This window comes from Curtobacterium sp. Curtsp22 (assembly GCF_059492135.1).
On the sequence record NZ_CP168519.1, the window covers coordinates 276,670 to 292,823 of the forward strand.

Annotated in this window: 15 protein-coding genes and 1 tRNA gene; 9 read left to right on the forward strand and 7 right to left on the reverse strand. The window is 71.1% G+C overall.

Going from position 1 to position 16,154, the window contains the following annotated elements:
• The first annotated feature begins 37 nt into the window (after nucleotides 1–37).
• Nucleotides 38–526 carry a hypothetical protein gene (locus tag ACEN8D_RS01300; RefSeq protein ID WP_413398724.1) on the forward strand — a complete coding sequence of 163 codons (489 nt, stop codon included), beginning with the start codon at nucleotides 38–40 and terminating at the stop codon, nucleotides 524–526.
• An 85-nt stretch (nucleotides 527–611) separates the two neighbouring features.
• Here the strand turns inward: ACEN8D_RS01300 and def are convergent, their stop codons facing one another.
• Nucleotides 612–1,187, reverse strand: a complete 576-nt coding sequence (gene def / locus ACEN8D_RS01305; RefSeq protein WP_071294837.1) for a peptide deformylase — start codon at nucleotides 1,185–1,187, stop codon at nucleotides 612–614.
• Nucleotides 1,188–1,226: 39 nt separating this feature from the next.
• On the opposite strand from def, the gene ACEN8D_RS01310 reads away from it, so the two are divergent.
• From ACEN8D_RS01310 to ACEN8D_RS01335, 6 genes are all read left to right on the forward strand, one after another.
• Nucleotides 1,227–2,138 (forward strand): DMT family transporter, encoded by a 912-nt coding sequence (locus ACEN8D_RS01310; RefSeq protein WP_181015106.1) that lies wholly within the window; start codon nucleotides 1,227–1,229, stop codon nucleotides 2,136–2,138.
• A 113-nt stretch (nucleotides 2,139–2,251) separates the two neighbouring features.
• Nucleotides 2,252–3,463, forward strand: coding sequence for a glycosyltransferase (locus tag ACEN8D_RS01315; protein ID WP_071301896.1), 1,212 nt, complete (start codon nucleotides 2,252–2,254; stop codon nucleotides 3,461–3,463).
• 13 nt (nucleotides 3,464–3,476) lie between these two features.
• Nucleotides 3,477–3,551 (forward strand) — tRNA-Ile (locus ACEN8D_RS01320).
• Nucleotides 3,552–3,606: 55 nt separating this feature from the next.
• Nucleotides 3,607–4,743: an AI-2E family transporter gene (locus ACEN8D_RS01325; RefSeq protein WP_413398726.1), complete on the forward strand. Its 1,137-nt coding sequence runs from the start codon at nucleotides 3,607–3,609 to the stop codon at nucleotides 4,741–4,743.
• Nucleotides 4,740–5,540, forward strand: a complete 801-nt coding sequence (locus tag ACEN8D_RS01330) for a DUF1684 domain-containing protein (RefSeq protein WP_413461288.1) — start codon at nucleotides 4,740–4,742, stop codon at nucleotides 5,538–5,540. Before ACEN8D_RS01325 ends, ACEN8D_RS01330 begins: the two co-directional genes overlap by 4 nt.
• A gap of 168 nt (nucleotides 5,541–5,708) precedes the next feature.
• The gene (locus ACEN8D_RS01335) at nucleotides 5,709–6,188 is read left to right on the forward strand and encodes a DUF3145 domain-containing protein (RefSeq protein WP_083403207.1); all 480 of its coding nucleotides are present in this window, start codon (nucleotides 5,709–5,711) and stop codon (nucleotides 6,186–6,188) included.
• A 314-nt stretch (nucleotides 6,189–6,502) separates the two neighbouring features.
• Here ACEN8D_RS01335 and ACEN8D_RS01340 read toward each other — a convergent pair whose 3' ends face one another.
• The 6 genes from ACEN8D_RS01340 to aceE form a co-directional block, all read right to left on the reverse strand.
• Complete coding sequence (locus ACEN8D_RS01340) at nucleotides 6,503–7,747, reverse strand: beta-ketoacyl-[acyl-carrier-protein] synthase family protein (protein WP_070418717.1); 1,245 nt, start codon at nucleotides 7,745–7,747, stop codon at nucleotides 6,503–6,505.
• A gap of 226 nt (nucleotides 7,748–7,973) precedes the next feature.
• Nucleotides 7,974–8,222 (reverse strand): acyl carrier protein, encoded by a 249-nt coding sequence (locus ACEN8D_RS01345; protein WP_022903951.1) that lies wholly within the window; start codon nucleotides 8,220–8,222, stop codon nucleotides 7,974–7,976.
• A gap of 114 nt (nucleotides 8,223–8,336) precedes the next feature.
• Nucleotides 8,337–9,392 (reverse strand): beta-ketoacyl-ACP synthase III, encoded by a 1,056-nt coding sequence (locus ACEN8D_RS01350; RefSeq protein WP_070418718.1) that lies wholly within the window; start codon nucleotides 9,390–9,392, stop codon nucleotides 8,337–8,339.
• Complete coding sequence (locus ACEN8D_RS01355; RefSeq protein WP_070418719.1) at nucleotides 9,389–10,330, reverse strand: ACP S-malonyltransferase; 942 nt, start codon at nucleotides 10,328–10,330, stop codon at nucleotides 9,389–9,391. The genes ACEN8D_RS01350 and ACEN8D_RS01355 overlap by 4 nt, the downstream gene beginning before the upstream one ends.
• Before the next feature lie 106 nt (nucleotides 10,331–10,436).
• Nucleotides 10,437–11,663, reverse strand: coding sequence for a PucR family transcriptional regulator (locus ACEN8D_RS01360; protein ID WP_413461436.1), 1,227 nt, complete (start codon nucleotides 11,661–11,663; stop codon nucleotides 10,437–10,439).
• Between the two features lie 7 nt (nucleotides 11,664–11,670).
• Nucleotides 11,671–14,415, reverse strand: coding sequence for a pyruvate dehydrogenase (acetyl-transferring), homodimeric type (aceE, locus tag ACEN8D_RS01365; protein ID WP_070418721.1), 2,745 nt, complete (start codon nucleotides 14,413–14,415; stop codon nucleotides 11,671–11,673).
• A gap of 244 nt (nucleotides 14,416–14,659) precedes the next feature.
• Between aceE and ACEN8D_RS01370 the strand changes: the two genes are divergently transcribed.
• Together ACEN8D_RS01370 and ACEN8D_RS01375 are read left to right on the forward strand one after the other, a co-directional pair.
• A complete protein-coding gene (locus ACEN8D_RS01370) occupies nucleotides 14,660–15,148 on the forward strand; it encodes a peroxiredoxin (RefSeq protein ID WP_070418722.1) in 489 nt (162 codons plus the stop codon).
• A gap of 53 nt (nucleotides 15,149–15,201) precedes the next feature.
• Nucleotides 15,202–16,146, forward strand: coding sequence for an alpha/beta fold hydrolase (locus ACEN8D_RS01375; protein ID WP_413398490.1), 945 nt, complete (start codon nucleotides 15,202–15,204; stop codon nucleotides 16,144–16,146).
• Nucleotides 16,147–16,154: the final 8 nt, after the last annotated feature.

Genomic DNA, 16,154 nt, shown 5'->3' on the forward strand with positions numbered 1-16,154 from the left:
CAGCGGACGCATGGCCGGAAGCTGTTAGCGTTCACAGGTGATCACCGTGCGCCGAGCCCTCGCCGCGGGCGTCGTCGCGGCCGCGGCGATCGGCCTCGTGGGGTGCACGGCCGGCGCGGAGTCCGAGCCGGGCGACTCGCTCGACACCACCGCCACCTCGGGCGTCGCGGTGTCCGGCACGGCGCCGATCGTCTTCGCGTTCGTCTGCGACGTGGGGACGTCGGACCGCTCCGAGACGTACACGACCTACTCCGCCGTGTGGGACGACGAGCGCACCGACTGCCGGGCGCAGCGGATCACCGGCACCGAGATGTCGACGCAGCAGCGCTCCGCGGTCGACGCCGCCGAGGGGGACGCCACGCTCGAGGAACTCGCGACCACCTGCGCGGTGCGGGGGACCGGGCCGTGGGCGGCCTCCGTCGACTCGTCGGCCGAGGCGCACGTCGCGGCCGGTCTGCTCGAGTACTGCCCGGGGCATCCGGAGACCGAGCACCTGCGGGACGCGATCGCTGCCTGGCGGGGGTGAGCCGCGCCTCCTGGGCCCTGCTGATCAGCGTGGGGCCGACGCGGTCGGCCGTCGACCGGGCCCGAGCCGACGCGGTCCGCCGCCGTCAGCCCTCGGGGTGGTCGCGCCCCGGCAGCCAGGACTTGCCCGGCCCGCCCCAGCTGTTCTTCCTGATGGCCTTCGCGACCTGCTTGCCGTACGGGTGCACGAGCCGGTCCGCGTAGAGGTACCCGTCGAGGTGGTCGTACTCGTGCTGGAAGATGCGGGCGAGCCAGCCGTGGGCCTCGACCTCGAACGGCGTGCCGTGCTCGTCGACGGCACGGAGCAGCGCGCCCTCGGAGCGGCGGAGCGGGAACCGTTCGCCCGGGACCGAGAGGCAGCCCTCGGACTCCTCGTCCTCGTCGAGCTCCTCCACAGCCTCGGGAACGGCGGGGGTCGTCCACAGAACAGGGTTCACCGCGACGCCGCGGTGCAGGACCTCGTCATCATCGGTCCATGAGTACACGAACAGCCGCTTGCCGACGCCGACCTGCGGGCCGGCCAGTCCGACCCCGGGTGCGAGGTCCATCGTCTCGAACATGTCGGCGACCAGCGATCGCAGGTCGTCGTCGAAGTCGGTGACCTCGGCTGCACGCTCGTGCAGGACGGGTTCGCCGGTGATGCGGATCGGGAGAACGGCCATTCACCCAGGTTATCCGGCGGGGAACGGTAGCCTCGACGCGTGACGACGGACCTCCAGCTGCCCGACGCGGTGAACCTCACGCCGTTCCAGGCGCTCATGATCCCCGTCGCGCTCATCGGGGCCGTGTTCCTCTCACTGGGGGCGCAGTTCCAGAGCCGCGGGGTGCAGCGGGTGGAAGCGCGGCTCGGTCGGCAGTCGAAGGGCCTCAGCGTCCGACACGTCGTCGGGCTGGTCTCGAGCGGCTACTGGGTGCTCGGCACGCTCATGCTCGGCATCGCCGTGGTCCTACAGCTGGTGAGCATCACGTACGCGCCGCTCATCGTCGTGCAGCCGCTCGGCGCCGTGGCCCTCGTGATCACGACCTGGTTCTCGTCGCGGTCCTCCGGGGTGCCGCTCGGCCGTCGGGCACGGCGAGCGGTCTGGACGTGCATCATCGGCGTCGGCATCTTCGTCGGCATCGCGGCCTTCGTCGGGCACGAGAGCGCGATCACGAGCCGACAGCTCGTCACCGTGCTCGTGATCCTGGCGGTCGTGCTGGTGCTCGTGCTCGTGTCGTTCCGCCTCGTCGCGAAGCACAAGAACGCGCTGTACTACATCGTCGGCGCCGGTGTCCTCTACGGGTTCGTCGCGACCCTGGCCAAGGTCGTGCTCAACCGGTTCGTGAACGGCACGTTCGACTGGCTGACGGTGCTCGCGATCGTCGGGGTGGTCGTCGCCGCCTCACTGGGCGGGTACTTCGTGCAGAACGCGTACTCGAGCGGGTCGGCCGACCTCGTGATCGCGGGGCTGACGGTCATCGACCCGATCGTCGCCGTCGGCATCGGGGTGATCGTCCTCGGCGAGGCCGCCGGCGCCCCGGTCTTCGCCGTCTTCGGCTTCGTCGTCGCCGCCGCGATCGCGATCACCGGGGTGTTCCTCCTCGCCAAGCACCACCCGCAGACCCGCTCCTGAGCCGTCGTCCCGTGGGGTGACGGCGTCCACCGCGAGGCGGACGCGCAGCCCGAGCGGCGTGCGGTAGCGTCGTCGAACGACCAGCAATCGCCCACGAGAGGACGACGCCAGCCGTGTCAGACGACGCCACCACCGCCACCGCCGGACCGACGGGTGCGACGGGCGGTCGACGACCGCTGCGCGTCCTCATCGCAGCGGACACCTTCGCACCCGACGTCAACGGAGCCGCGACCTTCGCCGAGCAGCTCGCCGTCGGCCTCGCCGAACGCGGGCACGAGGTCCAGATCGTCGCCCCGGCGGCGAGCCGCCACTACGGCACCTTCGACGAGGAGCTCCACGGCGTGACCCTCGTCGTGCACCGCCTGAAGTCCTACAAGTGGCCGCTGCACGCGTGGCTGCGCTTCGTGTGGCCCTGGAGCGTGAAGAAGTGGACTGCCCCGATCCTCGACGCGTTCCAGCCCGACGTCCTGCACATCCAGTCGCACGTCGTCGTCGGCCGGGGCATGGTGCCCGAGGCGCACGCGCGCGGCATCCGGGTGATCGCCACGAACCACTTCATGCCCGAGAACCTCCTCGAGTACACGCCGTTCGGCAAGCGCACGGTGCCGATCGCGGTGAAGATCGCCTGGAACGACGCCGCCAAGACCTACCGGCTCGCCGACGCGATCACGACCCCGACGAACCTCGCCGCCGACTACCTGCGCCGGGCCATCGCCGGGCAGCGGGTCTTGGCGATCTCGTGCGGGATCGACGCCACGCGGTACGTCGCACGCGAGGGGCGGCCTGCCAACAACGACATCGTATTCGTCGGTCGGGTCGCACCCGAGAAGAACCTCGACGTCCTCGTGAAGGCCCTCGCACTGCTGCCGTCCGAGCTCGGAGCCACGCTGACGATCGTCGGCGACGGCGAGATGATCCCCAAGCTCCGGCAGCAGGCGAAGGAGCTCGGGCTCGAGGACCGCGTCCGGTTCCTCGGCTTCGTCTCGGACGAGGTCAAGCAGCAGGCGCTCACCAACTCGACCGTGTTCGCGATGCCCTCCACCGCCGAGCTGCAGAGCATCGCCTCGCTCGAGGGCATGGCCTCCGGCCTCCCCGTCGTCGCGGCGGACTCGATGGCGCTCCCGCACCTCATCGACGGCAACGGCTACCTCTTCACCCCCGGTGACGAGCACGACCTCGCGGCGAAGCTCACGGCGGTGCTGACCGCGTCGGACGAGGACTACGTCACGATGCGCGACCGCAGCCTGGCGATGATCGAGGCACACGACATCAACCGCACGCTCTCGACGTTCGAGTCGCTGTATCGTGGGGAACCGGTGGCCTGACGGTCCCCGGCACGGGGCGGTAGCCAAGCTGGTCAAGGCAGTCGGCTCATAACCGAACGATTCGCGGGTTCAAGTCCCGCCCGCCCTACATGTCAAAAGCCGACGCGGGTTCGAGCAACAGCAAGCGACCGCACCCGCCCCGCGTGCACCTCCCGAGGAAGCGCGACACGCAGCAGCAACAGGACGACCACAGCCCGACGCCCAACGTGACGTTCGAGGTGACCCGTGGTGGCACCGGCGTGCGCGTGAACGCCTTCCGGATCGGCTTCATGGGTGCGCTCGGCGTGCTCGTCGCCGTCGTCGCGGGGGCGATCGTCAACGAGCTCTCCACCGTGCTCGTCTACGTCGGCGTCGCGCTGTTCCTGGCGCTCGGCATCGACCCGCTGGTGTCCTTCCTCGAACGGTTCGTTCCGCGCTGGGTGGCCATCACCGTCGTGGTCGTCGGGGTCCTCGCCGCGTTCGCCGGGGTGGTGTTCGCGGTCGTGCCGATCCTCGTCCAGCAGGCGACGAACCTCATCCAGAACTTCCCCGACATCGTGCAGGACATCTCGAGGCAGGAGTGGGTGCAGAACCTCTCCGACCAGCTGTCGGGGTCGTTCGACATCGACCACGCGCTGCAGTCCGTGCAGTCCTTCGTCGAGAACCCCGGCAACCTGCTGAGCCTCGGCGGCGGGATCCTCGCGGTCGGCAGCGGGATCCTGACCGGTCTCACGGGCGCCGTCATCGTCATCATCCTGATGCTCTACTTCCTCGCGTCGATGCGCGGCATGAAGTCGATGACCTACCGCTTCGTCCCGGCGTCCCGTCGCGAGAACTTCATCGACGTCAGCGAGCAGATCACCCAGGCGGTCGGTCGCTACGTCGTCGGGCAGATCTCCCAGGCGCTCATCAACGGCATCCTCAGCCTGGTGTTCCTGCTCATCATCGGTGCTCCGCTGCCCGTGCTGCTGGCGTCGTTCGCCTTCCTCGGGTCGCTGATCCCACTCGTGGGCACGCTCGCGTCGGCCATCGTCATCTCGCTGCTGTGCTTGTTCGCTTCGCCCGCGACGGCCCTCGCCGCCGCGATCTACTACCTCGTGTACATGCAGGTCGAGGCGTACGTGATCTCGCCGCGGATCATGTCGCGTGCCGTGCAGGTCCCCGGCGCCCTCGTCGTCATCGCAGCGGTCGCGGGCGGGACCATCGGCGGGGTGCTCGGCGCACTCGTGGCCCTGCCGGTCGCCGCGTCGGTGATCATCATCGTCCAGAAGGTCATCTACCCCCGCCAAGAGCAAGCGTGACCGCCTTCGACGAGCACCGCGCCGACCGCGACCGCTGGGCGACCAGCGCTCGGGGTCCGCTCGCGCTCGTGAACGCCCAGCGTGTCGACCACGCCCAGCCCGTGTGGCCGGTCGCGGGGCAGTGGGCACCGGCACCCGGCGGCCTGACGGTCACCGCCGACGCGGCTGACGGGGTGGTCGTCGACGGCGACCCGGTGGACGGCACCGTGCTCGTCGCCGGCGACGAGGCGGTCGTCCCGTCGGTCGTCGCCTTCCCGGACGGCCTCGCCGGCACCGTCTCCCGCGGCACGCTGCGCGTGTGGGACCCGGCGTCCGACGCGATCGCCCGCTTCGCCCACATCGCCCGGTTCGACCACTCCGCCGCGTGGGTCACGTCCGGCAGGTACACGCCGGGGGTCCCGGGAGGCGCGGCGAGCGTCGTCGACGCAGCCGGCGATCCCCTCGAGGTCGCCGGACACGTCGAGACCACCCTGGGCGGATCGGCCGTCCGGTTGGTGGCGGTCCGCTCCGCGGCCTTCCGAGGCGCCGCACGGCTGCAGCTCATCGTGCAGGACGCCACGAGCGCCCTGCCCGAGGACGATCCCGGCAGCACCTACTCGATGGGCCGGTTCCTGTACCTCGACGACCCCGGTGTCGCTGCCGACGTCGAGCTGGACTGGAACCTCCTCGTCCTGCCGCCGTGCGCGTTCTCGTACCAGTTCGCCTGCCCGATCCCGCCCGCCGAGAACCGGATCCCGGTGCCGGTCACCGCGGGGGAGCGGCACCCGCTCGACGCATCGGGGCACGTCTTCCACTGACTCTGTCGCGGTGCCTGGTGTTCCCAGCGCGCAGCCTGCATAATGGGCGTGTCCGGAAGGACATCACAATCGGATATCGATGGTTCCGAAACGAGAACCTCCAGTTCAGGTCGATGGGGAAGTCGCACCTGACGAATCGGAGGAATCGTGAACGGAACGATTACCGGGGTGCTCTACGTGCACTCCTCACCACGCGCGCTCTGCCCGCACGTCGAATGGGCGGCAGGTCGCGCCATGAGTCGCGCCGTGAACTTCTCGTGGCTCGACCAGCCCGCACAGGACGGCGCCCGTCGGACCGAGTTCACCTGGACCGGTTCCGTCGGTACGGGCGCGGCGATCGCCTCGGCCCTGCGCGGCTGGGAGCACCTCCGGTACGAGGTCACCGAGGAACCCACCTCCGAGTCGGACGGCGGCCGCTGGATGCACACGCCCGACCTCGGGGTGTTCTACGCGCAGACCGACGTCACCGGCAACATGGTCGTCCCCGAGGACCGCGTCCGCTACGCGATGGAGGTGGCGGGGAGCAACGCCCTCGAACTCCACCGCGAGCTCCGACTCGCCCTGGGTCAGGCGTGGGACGACGAACTCGAACCGTTCCGACACGCCGCCGAGGGCAACCCGGTCGTCTGGCTGCACCGCGTCGGCTGAGTCGCGCCCGATCCTCCGTCACGAACGCCGCCCCTCGGAGGGGGGTTCGTGCGTCCGCGGCCGCCCGCCCGCCCGCCCGCCCGCCCGCCCGCCCGCGCCGAGTCTCGCCTCGGCGGACAGTTTCGCGCTTCCGGAGCCGCGAAACCGTCCGCGGGGCCGAGTGTCGGCGCACCGACGCGGCCACACGCCACGGGCCGCGGCCGCGGGGAGTGCGCCGCGCCCAGACCGACCAGGGACGGACGGAGGCCCGCCCCGACGACGCGGGACGGGCCTCCAGGACCGACGGACGGACCCGACGGACCGACGGACCGGACTCAGACGCTCCGGAACGCGACCACGGCGTTGTGCCCACCGAACCCGAACGAGTTGCTCACCGCGAGCAGATCGCCCTGCGGGAGCTCGCGCGGCGCCGTGGCGACGTCCATCACGATCTCCGGGTCCTGCTGGGTGAGGTTGATCGTCGGCGGCGCGACGCGGTTGTGCAGCGCGAGGGCCGTGAACGCGGCCTCGATCGCACCGGCACCACCGAGGAGGTGCCCCGTCGACGCCTTCGTGGCGGACACCACGACGTTGTCGAGGTGGTCGCCGAACACGCGGCGCATGGCGTGGTACTCGGCGACGTCGCCCACCGGGGTCGAGGTGGCGTGCGCGTTGACGTGCACGACGTCCTCGCGCGCAGCACCGGCGTGCTCGAGCGCCTGCAGGACGGCACGGGCGGCAGCACTGCCCTCGGGGTCCGGCGCGGTGATGTGGAACGCGTCCGAGGTGATGCCGGCGCCGGCGACCTCGGCGTAGATCGTCGCCCCGCGGGCCTCGGCGTGCTCCTTGGTCTCGAGGATGAGCGCCGCGGCGCCGTCCGCGAGCACGAAGCCGTCGCGCGTGACGTCGTACGGACGCGATGCGGTCTGGGGGGAGTCGTTGCGGCGGGAGAGCGCCTGCATCGACGCGAACGCCGCGAGGGGCAGCGGGTGCAGGGCTGCCTCGGCGCCGCCGGTGATGACGATGTCGGCCTCGCCGGTGGCGACGTGGCGGTAGGCCTCGGCGAGGGACTCGGTCGAGGACGCGCACGCCGAGAGGTAGGTGCGGGCGCCGCCGCGGGCGCCGAACTCCATCTCGATGGCGGCGGCCGGGCCGTTCGCCATGAGCATCGGGACCGTCATCGGCAGGACGCGACGGGGACCCTTCTCGCGCAGGGTGTCCCACGCGTCGAGCAGGGTGTTGACGCCGCCGATGCCGGTGGCCCAGTCGACGATGAGGCGCTCGGGGACGACGGTCTCGGCGTCGATGCCGGCGTCGGCCCAGGCCTCGCGCGCGGCGACGAGCGACAGCTGCGACGAGGGGTCGAGGCGCTTCGACTCGGGGCGGGTCAGCTGGTCGGTGAGGAACCGGCGCGCCTGGCCGGCGAACTCGACGGGGAGCTCGAGCTCGGCGTAGCGCGGGTCCTCGATGCGGGTGATGCCGGACGTGCCGGCGAGCAGCGCGTCCCACGTGTCCGGGGCGGTCGCGGCGAGGGGCGTGATCGCACCGATCCCGGTGACGACGACGGTCTTGTTGGTCATGGAACGACGTGTTCTTTCGTGAGGACGTCCGACCGCTCGTGGCGGTGCCGGACGGAGCCGGGGCGGCCCGACGAACGCCGGACCGGGGCGGCCCGACGAACGCCGGACCGGGGCGGCCCGACGAACGCCGGACCTGTGTGGACCGACGAGTGTCGGTCCGGTGGACGAGATGAGCGCCGCGGCCCGCGGTCGGTCCGCCGGGGCCGCGGCGCTCAGGAAGCTCGCGTCAGGCCTGGGCCTTGACGATGTAGTCGACGGCGTCGCCGACGGTCTTGAGGTTCTTGACCTCTTCGTCGGGGATCTTGACGTCGAACTTCTCTTCGGCGTTGACGACGATGGTCATCATCGAGATCGAGTCGATGTCGAGGTCGTCGGTGAACGACTTGTCGGCCGCGACGGTGTCGGTCGCGATGCCGGTCTCGTCGTTGATCAGCTCGGCCAGGCCGGCGAGGACTTCTTCGTTGGACAGGGCCATGGGGATTCTCCTTGAGGGGGTGTCGTTTGACCGTGGACCAGCCTAGGGCACGCAGCGGTCGCGTGCCCGGAGGCTCGTCGGAGGGTGGCCGCGCGGGTGCGTGGCCGGGATGGGCTAGGGGAGGACGACGACCTGGGCGCCGAAGACGAGGCCGGCGCCGAAGCCGATCTGCAGGGCGAGGCCGCCGGAGAGCTCGGGGTTCTCCTCGAGCAGGCGGTGCGTGGCGAGCGGGATGCTCGCGGCCGAGGTGTTGCCGGTGGTGGTGATGTCGCGCGCGATCACGACGGACTCGGGCAGGCCGAGCTGCTTCGCGAACTCGTCGATGATGCGGATGTTCGCCTGGTGCGGCACGAACGCGGCGAGGTCGGACGGCTGGATGCCGGCGGACTCGAGCGCCTCACGGGCGACCTTGACCATCTCCCAGACGGCCCAGCGGAACACGGTCTGACCGGCCTGCCGTATCGTCGGCCGCGCGGCCCCCGCTTCCCACTCGTTGTAGGTCGAGGTCATGCCGATCGCGTCCCACTTCGACCCGTCGGAACCCCAGATCGTCGGGGCGATCCCGGGGAAGTCGCTCGGGCCGACGATCGCCGCTCCGGCACCGTCGCCGAGCAGGAACGAGATCGAGCGGTCGGTCGGGTCGACGATGTCGCTGAGCTTCTCGGCACCGACGACCAGCACGTGGTCGGCGATGCCGGACTTCACGAACGAGTCCGCCTGGGCGATGCCGTACGCGTACCCGGCGCACGCGGCGCTGATGTCGTAGGCCGCGGCGGGCGCCGCACCGATGCGCTCGGCGAGCAGGGACGCCATCGACGGCGTGGCGACGGTGTGGGTCACGGTGCTCACGAGCACGACGCCGATCTGGTCCGGCGTCAGGCCCGCCTTGGCGATCGCGTCGAGCGCGGCGGCCTCGGCGAGGTCGACCGCTTCGACGTCCTTGCCGGCGCGCATGCGGGTGATGATCCCGGTGCGCTGGCGGATCCACTCGTCGGAGGAGTCGATCGGCCCGACGAGGTCGTCGTTCGGCACGGCGTTCTCACCGCGGGCGGCGCCGAAGGCCAGGATGCGGGTGAACTCGTGGCCGCGACGCTGCTGCAGCAGCGGACGGGAGGCGCGGGTCGGCTCCGTCCCCTCGGTCGCGGTGGTCGGGATGGGGGCGTCGGTCATGCGGTTGCGTCTGCTTCCTGGCCCGCGCTCTGCAGCAGGTCGATCGCTGCGGGCAGGTCGTCGGGGGTCTTGATCGCGACGGTCGGCGTCCCGCGCAGACCGCGCTTCGCCAGGCCGACGAGGGCACCGGCGGGTGCGAGTTCGATGATGCCCGTGACACCGGCGGCCGCGAAGGACTCCATCACGGCGTCCCAGTGCACGGGGCTCTGGATCTGCTGGACCATGAGGTCGACGAAGCGACGACCGTCGTCGACACGGGAACCGTCGGCGTTCGTCCAGATCGGCAGCGACGGGTCCTGCACGGTCGCGGCGGCGGCGACCGGGGCGACACGCTCGACGGCGGACGCCATGTACCGGGTGTGGAACGCACCGGCCACGGCGAGGGGGATCACGCGGGCCTTCGCGGGCGGGTCGGCGGCGAGGGCGGCGATCGCGTCGGCGGGACCGGCGACGACGGTCTGACCGCCGCCGTTGTGGTTCGCGGGGACGAGGCCGTTCGCCTCGAGCGCGGCGGCGACGGCGTCGGCGTCCCCACCGAGGACGGCGGCCATCGACGTGGGCTCGAGCGCGGCGGCGTCCGCCATCGCCCGGCCGCGTTCGGCGACGAGGGCGACGGCGTCGGTCGGCTCGAGGATCCCGGCGACCCCGGCGGCGGTGAACTCGCCGACCGAGTGGCCGGCGACCCCGCCCACGAGGGCACGGCGGCCGTCGGCGAGCAGGGCGTCGGCCGTGATGAGACCGGCGGCGACGATGAGCGGCTGCGCGAGCGCCGTGTCCTTGATGGTCTCGGCGTCGGACTCGGTGCCGTGGGCGGCGAGGTCGACGCCGATGGCCTCGGACCACGCCCCCACGCGGTCACGGACGGTGGCGTCCTCGAGCCAGGGGGCGAGGAAGCCGGGGGTCTGGGAGCCCTGTCCGGGCGCGACGACGACGATCACCGGACAATCCTGCCCGTCGGCCCGCGCCGCACCCGTGTGGGCTTCCCACAGCGATGACCGCTCGACATTGTGCATTTCCTAGCGACGATGCGGCATAGGACGTGGCTCACCGGCGGTGCGGGATGCGACGCCGCCCGGCGGTCGACTCGGACATGGCGCCGAGGATGAGCGCCGACTGCACGATGAGGGCGTCCCGCGCGTGCGTGGCGTCCCACCCGATGATGTCCGCCACGCGGCGGAGCCGGTAGCGCACCGTGTTCGGGTGCACGAACAGCTCGCGCGCCGTGGCTTCGAGCGACCGGCCGGTGTCGAGGTAGCACCAGAGTGTCTGCAGGAGCTCCGTCGACTGGTCCTTGAGCGGCACGTAGATGCGCTGCACGAGAGCGGACCGGGCGAGCGGGTCGCCGGCGAGGGCGCGTTCCGGGAGCAGGTCGTCGGCCAGGGCCGGACGAGGAGCACCGCGCCAGGCCCGCGCGACCGCGAAGCCGGCGAGGGCGCCCTTCGCGCTGGTGGACGCGTCGACGACGCCGGGCACCTCGTTGCCGAGGACGAGGTGTCCCTCGCCGAACGAGGGTTCGAGCGCCTGGGCGATGGCGGTGAAGGACACCGGCTCCTCGCCCTCGGGGACGTCGTCGCGCGGCGTGGCACGGCCGATCACCACGACGAGGCGGGAGCCCTGCACGCCGATGAGCACGTCGGCGTCCATGTGCCGCGCGGTTCGACGGATCTGGTCGACCTCGAGCTGCTTCGGCGCGTTGCCGACCAGGACCGCGACCTCGCCGTGACCGTGCCAGCCGAGGGCCGCGATGCGCGACGGGAGTTCGTCGTCGTACTCGCCCGACAGGATGGAGTCGACCACGAGGGCCTCGAGCCGGGCGTCCCACAGCCCACGGGCCTCGGCCGCGCGGGCGTAGACGTCGGCGGCCGCGAAGGCGATGTCCCGCGAGTACTTGAGGATCGCCTCCTGCAGCATCTCGTCGTCCTTGGCGCGTTCCTCGACCACGGTGACGACCACGCGGATGAGCTGGAGCGTCTGCTGCAGGCTCACCGAGCGCAGGAGTTCCCGCGGCGCGGAGCCGAAGACGTCCGCCGCGGCGATCCACGGGGTCGACGCGGTGCCCTCGAGCCAGCTGATGAACGAGGTGATGCCCGCCTGGGCCACGAGCCCCACGGCGGAGCGTCGGCCCGGAGGCATCTCGCTGTACCAGGGGAGGGTGTCCTCGAGCCGCTTGATGGTGGCGGTGGAGAGTTCCCCGGACACCTGACGGAGCCAGGAGAGCGCCCGCTCGCGCGCGCTCTCCTGGCTCTCGGGGTCCGGTCGGACCGACGTCACTCGCTGATCAGCTCTCGCCGCCCGCGCTGCCCGTGGTGCCGGCGGTCACGTCGTGGAGGCGGTACTTGTCGATCGCCTGCTGGACGAGCGCGCCGTCGACCTTGCCCTGCTTCGCGAGCTGCTGCAGCGTCCGCACGACGACCGAGGGGCCGTCGATGTGGAAGAAGCGGCGCGCTGCCGGACGGGTGTCCGAGAAGCCGAAGCCGTCGGCGCCGAGGGTGGCGTAGTCGGTCGGGACGAACGGGCGGATCTGCTCCTGCACGGCGTGCATGAAGTCGCTCACCGCGACGACCGGGCCCTCGGTGCCGAGCAGTCGCTCGGTCACGTACGGGGTCCGCGGCGCCTCGTTCGGGTTGAGGAAGGCGTGCTGCTCCGCGTCGAGACCGTCGCGGTACAGCTCGCCCCAGCTCGTGACGCTCCAGACGTCGGCCGACACGCCCCAGTCCTCGGCGAGGAGTTGCTGCGCCTCGAGGATCCACGGGACGGCGACACCCGATGCGAGCAGCTGGGCCTTCGGGCCGTCGTGCTCGCTGCGGTTGAGCAGGTACATGCCCTTGACGATGCCGTCGACGTCGATGCCCTCGGGTTCGGCCGGCTGGACGATCGGCTCGTTGTAGACCGTCAGGTAGTACATGACGTTCGGGTCGGCGTGCTTGGCGCTGCCGTCCTCGTTCGTGCCGTACATCCGGTCGAGGCCGGCCTGGACGATGTGCCCGATCTCGTACCCGTACGCGGGGTCGTAGGACACCACGGCCGGGTTCGTCGTCGCGAGGAGCAGGGAGTGGCCGTCGGCGTGCTGCAGGCCCTCGCCCGTGAGCGTCGTGCGACCGGCGGTGGCGCCGATCATGAAGCCACGGGTCATCTGGTCGCCGGCGGCCCAGATGGCGTCGCCGGTGCGCTGGAACCCGAACATCGAGTAGAAGACGTAGACCGGGATGAGCGGCTCGCCCTGCGTCGAGTACGAGGTGCCGACCGCGGTGAACGCCGCGAGGGCGCCCGCCTCGTTGATGCCGACGTGGATGATCTGTCCCTGCGGGCTCTCCTTGTAGGCGAGGAGGAGCTCACGGTCGACCGACGTGTAGTGCTGGCCGTTCGGGTTGTAGATCTTCGCCGTCGGGAAGTACGCGTCCATGCCGAACGTGCGTGCCTCGTCGGGGATGATCGGCACCACGCGGTCGCCGAAGTCGGGGGAGCGGAGCAGGTCCTTCAGCAGTCGGGCGAACGCCATGGTGGTGGCGATCTCCTGCTTGCCGGAGCCCTTCTTGACGACCTGGTACTTCGAGTCCTCGGGGAGGGTGATCGACGTGTACTTGGTGCGACGCTCCGGCACGTACCCGCCGAGCTCACGCCGGCGCTCGTGCATGTACTGGATCGCCTCGTCGTCGTTCCCGGGGTGGTAGTACGGCGGCGTGTAGGGGTTCTCCTCGAGCTGTGCGTCCGTGATCGGGATGCGCATCTCGTCGCGGAACTGCTTGAGGTTGTCGAGCGTGAGCTTCTTCATCTGGTGCGTCGCGTTGCGCCCCTCGAAGCTCGGGCCGAGGCCGTAGCCCTTGACCGTCTTCGCGAGGATGACGGTCGGCTGGCCCTTGTGCTCGGTCGCGGCCTTGAACGCGGCGTAGACCTTGCGGTAGTCGTGCCCACCGCGCTTGAGGTTCCAGATCTGGTCGTCCGTGTAGTCCTTGACCAGCTCGAGCGCCTTCGGGTCGCGCCCGAAGAAGTTCTCGCGGACGTACGCGCCGTTCTCGGCCTTGTACGTCTGGTAGTCGCCGTCCGGCGTCTGGTTCATCAGGTTGAGGAGCGCGCCCTCGGTGTCGCGGGCGAGCAGGTCGTCCCACTCGCGGCCCCAGACGACCTTGATGACGTTCCAGCCCGCACCGCGGAAGAACGCCTCGAGCTCCTGGATGATCTTGCCGTTGCCGCGGACCGGACCGTCGAGACGCTGCAGGTTGCAGTTGATCACGAAGTTCAGGTTGTCGAGGCCGTCGTTCGCGGCGACCTGGAGCTGTCCGCGCGACTCGACCTCGTCCATCTCGCCGTCGCCGAGGAACGCCCAGACCTGCTGGTCGGAGGCGTCCTTGATGCCGCGGTTGGAGAGGTACTTCGCCTGCTGCGCCTGGTAGATCGCGTTGATCGGGCCGATGCCCATCGACACGGTCGGGAACTGCCAGAAGTGCGGCATGAGGCGCGGGTGCGGGTAGGACGAGAGTCCGCCGCCGGCGTGGGACTTCTCCTGCCGGAAGCCGTCGAGCTGGTCCTCGCCGAGGCGCCCTTCCATGTAGGCGCGGGCGTACATGCCGGGGGACGCGTGCCCCTGGAAGAACACCTGGTCGCCGCCGGACGGGTGGTCCTGCGCGCGGAAGAAGTGGTTGTAGCCGACCTCGTACATGGCGGCGCTCGACGCGTAGGTCGAGATGTGGCCGCCGACCGCGATCCCGGGGCGCTGCGCGCGGTGCACGGTGATCGCGGCGTTCCACCGGATCCACCGGCGGTAGCGGCGCTCGAGCTCCTCGTCGCCCGGGAACTCGGGCTCGTTCTCCGGCGCGATGGTGTTCACGTAGTCCGTGGTCGGGACCATCGGCACACCGAGGTGCAGTTCCTTGGACCGCTTGAGCAGGCTCAGCATGATCTCGCGGCCACGCTGGTGGCCGTGGGTCTGCACCAGCCCGTCGAGGGACTCACGCCATTCGGCGGTCTCCTCCGGGTCCTGGTCGCTGCTGCCGTGGCTGTACGGGTCCTGGTCGTTCACCGTCACCCTTGACCTCGTTCGTTCTCGTGGTGGTGGACATGGCGGGCCACCGGTTGGTCGGGTCACGACCGGATGGGGCCCCGACCACTCTAGGCCCCCGCACCGACCCAGAGGCTGATGGTGACGTGTGGGTGGACAGGTGCTTGCATTCGGGTGACGTCGGCGTACGATTGCCGATCGTGCACACGCGACCCGTGCGTGCGCGAGGACACCGGGCACACCCCACGCCCGAGGAAGAAGCAACGCACTGATGGCACTGGAGATCGGCTCGCTCGCGCCGGACTTCGAACTCCCGAACCAGTTCGGGGAGCACGTCCGCCTCAGCGACTTCCGTGGCGTCCGCCCGGTCGCGCTGGTCTTCTTCCCGCTCGCGTTCTCGTCGACCTGCACCAACGAGCTCTGCGCCCTCCAGGACAACATCGCGATGTTCCAGGACCAGCGCGTCGAACTCGTCGGCATCTCGGTCGACTCGAAGGCGACGCTCCGGTCGTTCGCCGAGTCGAACGGCTACGACTTCGAGCTCCTCGCGGACTTCTGGCCGCACGGCGCCGTCTCGAAGGAGTACGGCGTCTTCCTCGAGCACAAGGGCTTCGCCACCCGCGCGACCTTCGTCATCGACGTGCAGGGTCGCATCAAGGCCTCGATCATCTCCGAGCCGGGCGTCGCCCGTGACGTGACGGAGTACAAGGCCGCCCTCGACCGTCTGGCAGCCTGCGCCGCACCAGTCCCCGTCGGCTAGCGTTCCGAACACCTCCTGAGGCGACGCGCGACGCGTCGCGGACTGGAGGCACGGTGCACGCCGTCGACGACCGCCCACCCCCGCGGGTGGTCACCGCCGAGCCGTACGCGCCGTTCCCGGTCACCGCCGACGCCGACCGGTGGGGCCTGCAGCGCACCGTCGTCCCGACCGACGTCGGCCCGGTCGTCGTGCACCACCGACCCGGCCCCGCCGCGCTGCTCCTGCTGCACGGGGTCGCCGGGTCGTGGACCACGTGGACCCCGCTCCTGTCGGCGGCGGACGGCATCGACGACCGCGGCCTCGTGCTCGTCGACCTGGCGGGCTGGGGCGCGTCACCCGCACCGGTCGAGCCGCTCGGGGTCGACCGGGCGGCGTCGGTGCTGACCACGGTGCTCGACGCCCTCGCGGTCCCGGACGTCGACGTCGTCGGCCACTCGATGGGTGCCTTCGTCGGCATGCACCTGGCCGTCGTGGCACCCGGACGCGTGCGCTCCGTCGCGCTCGTCTCCGGCACGACCGTGGCGACCGCCGGAGCGTCCCGGCACCCCGTGCGCGGGCTCCTGACGCTCCCCGCGTTCACGCTGCTGCGGGCAGGCCTCGCGATCACCGGGGAGACGGCACGGCCGCTCCTGCGCGGACTCCGGACGATCGGCCTCCTGCCCGTCCTCGCCGCTCCCGTCTTCTCGCACGTACGCCGGCTCGACCCGAGCGTGCTCGAGGCGTTCGTCGACGAGCTCCGTCCGGCCGGCTTCACCGGAGCCGCTCGTGCCGCGGCCGCCTACGACCTGGACCGCTGGCGCGGCGTGACGTGCCCGGTCACGGCGATCGCCGGGCGGGACGATGTGTTCGCCCGAGTGTCCGACCTCGCGGCGCTCCGAGGCCTCCTGCCCGACGTCCGGACGGTGCTGCTCGACGACTGCGGGCACTTCGCCCACGTCGAGCACCCGACCGCGGTGGCGCGCACGCTCGACCTCGTCCGGTCCGCACGTCCGTCGTAGGCTCCGGG

Coding starts and splice junctions, on each gene's coding strand:
- ACEN8D_RS01350 (WP_070418718.1), bottom strand. CDS start 9,392: ATGACCGACGCCCCCATCCCGACCACCGCGACCGAGGGGACGGAGCCG.
- ACEN8D_RS01370 (WP_070418722.1), top strand. CDS start 14,660: ATGGCACTGGAGATCGGCTCGCTCGCGCCGGACTTCGAACTCCCGAAC.
- ACEN8D_RS01345 (WP_022903951.1), bottom strand. CDS start 8,222: ATGGCCCTGTCCAACGAAGAAGTCCTCGCCGGCCTGGCCGAGCTGATC.
- ACEN8D_RS01340 (WP_070418717.1), bottom strand. CDS start 7,747: ATGACCAACAAGACCGTCGTCGTCACCGGGATCGGTGCGATCACGCCC.
- def (WP_071294837.1), bottom strand. CDS start 1,187: ATGGCCGTTCTCCCGATCCGCATCACCGGCGAACCCGTCCTGCACGAG.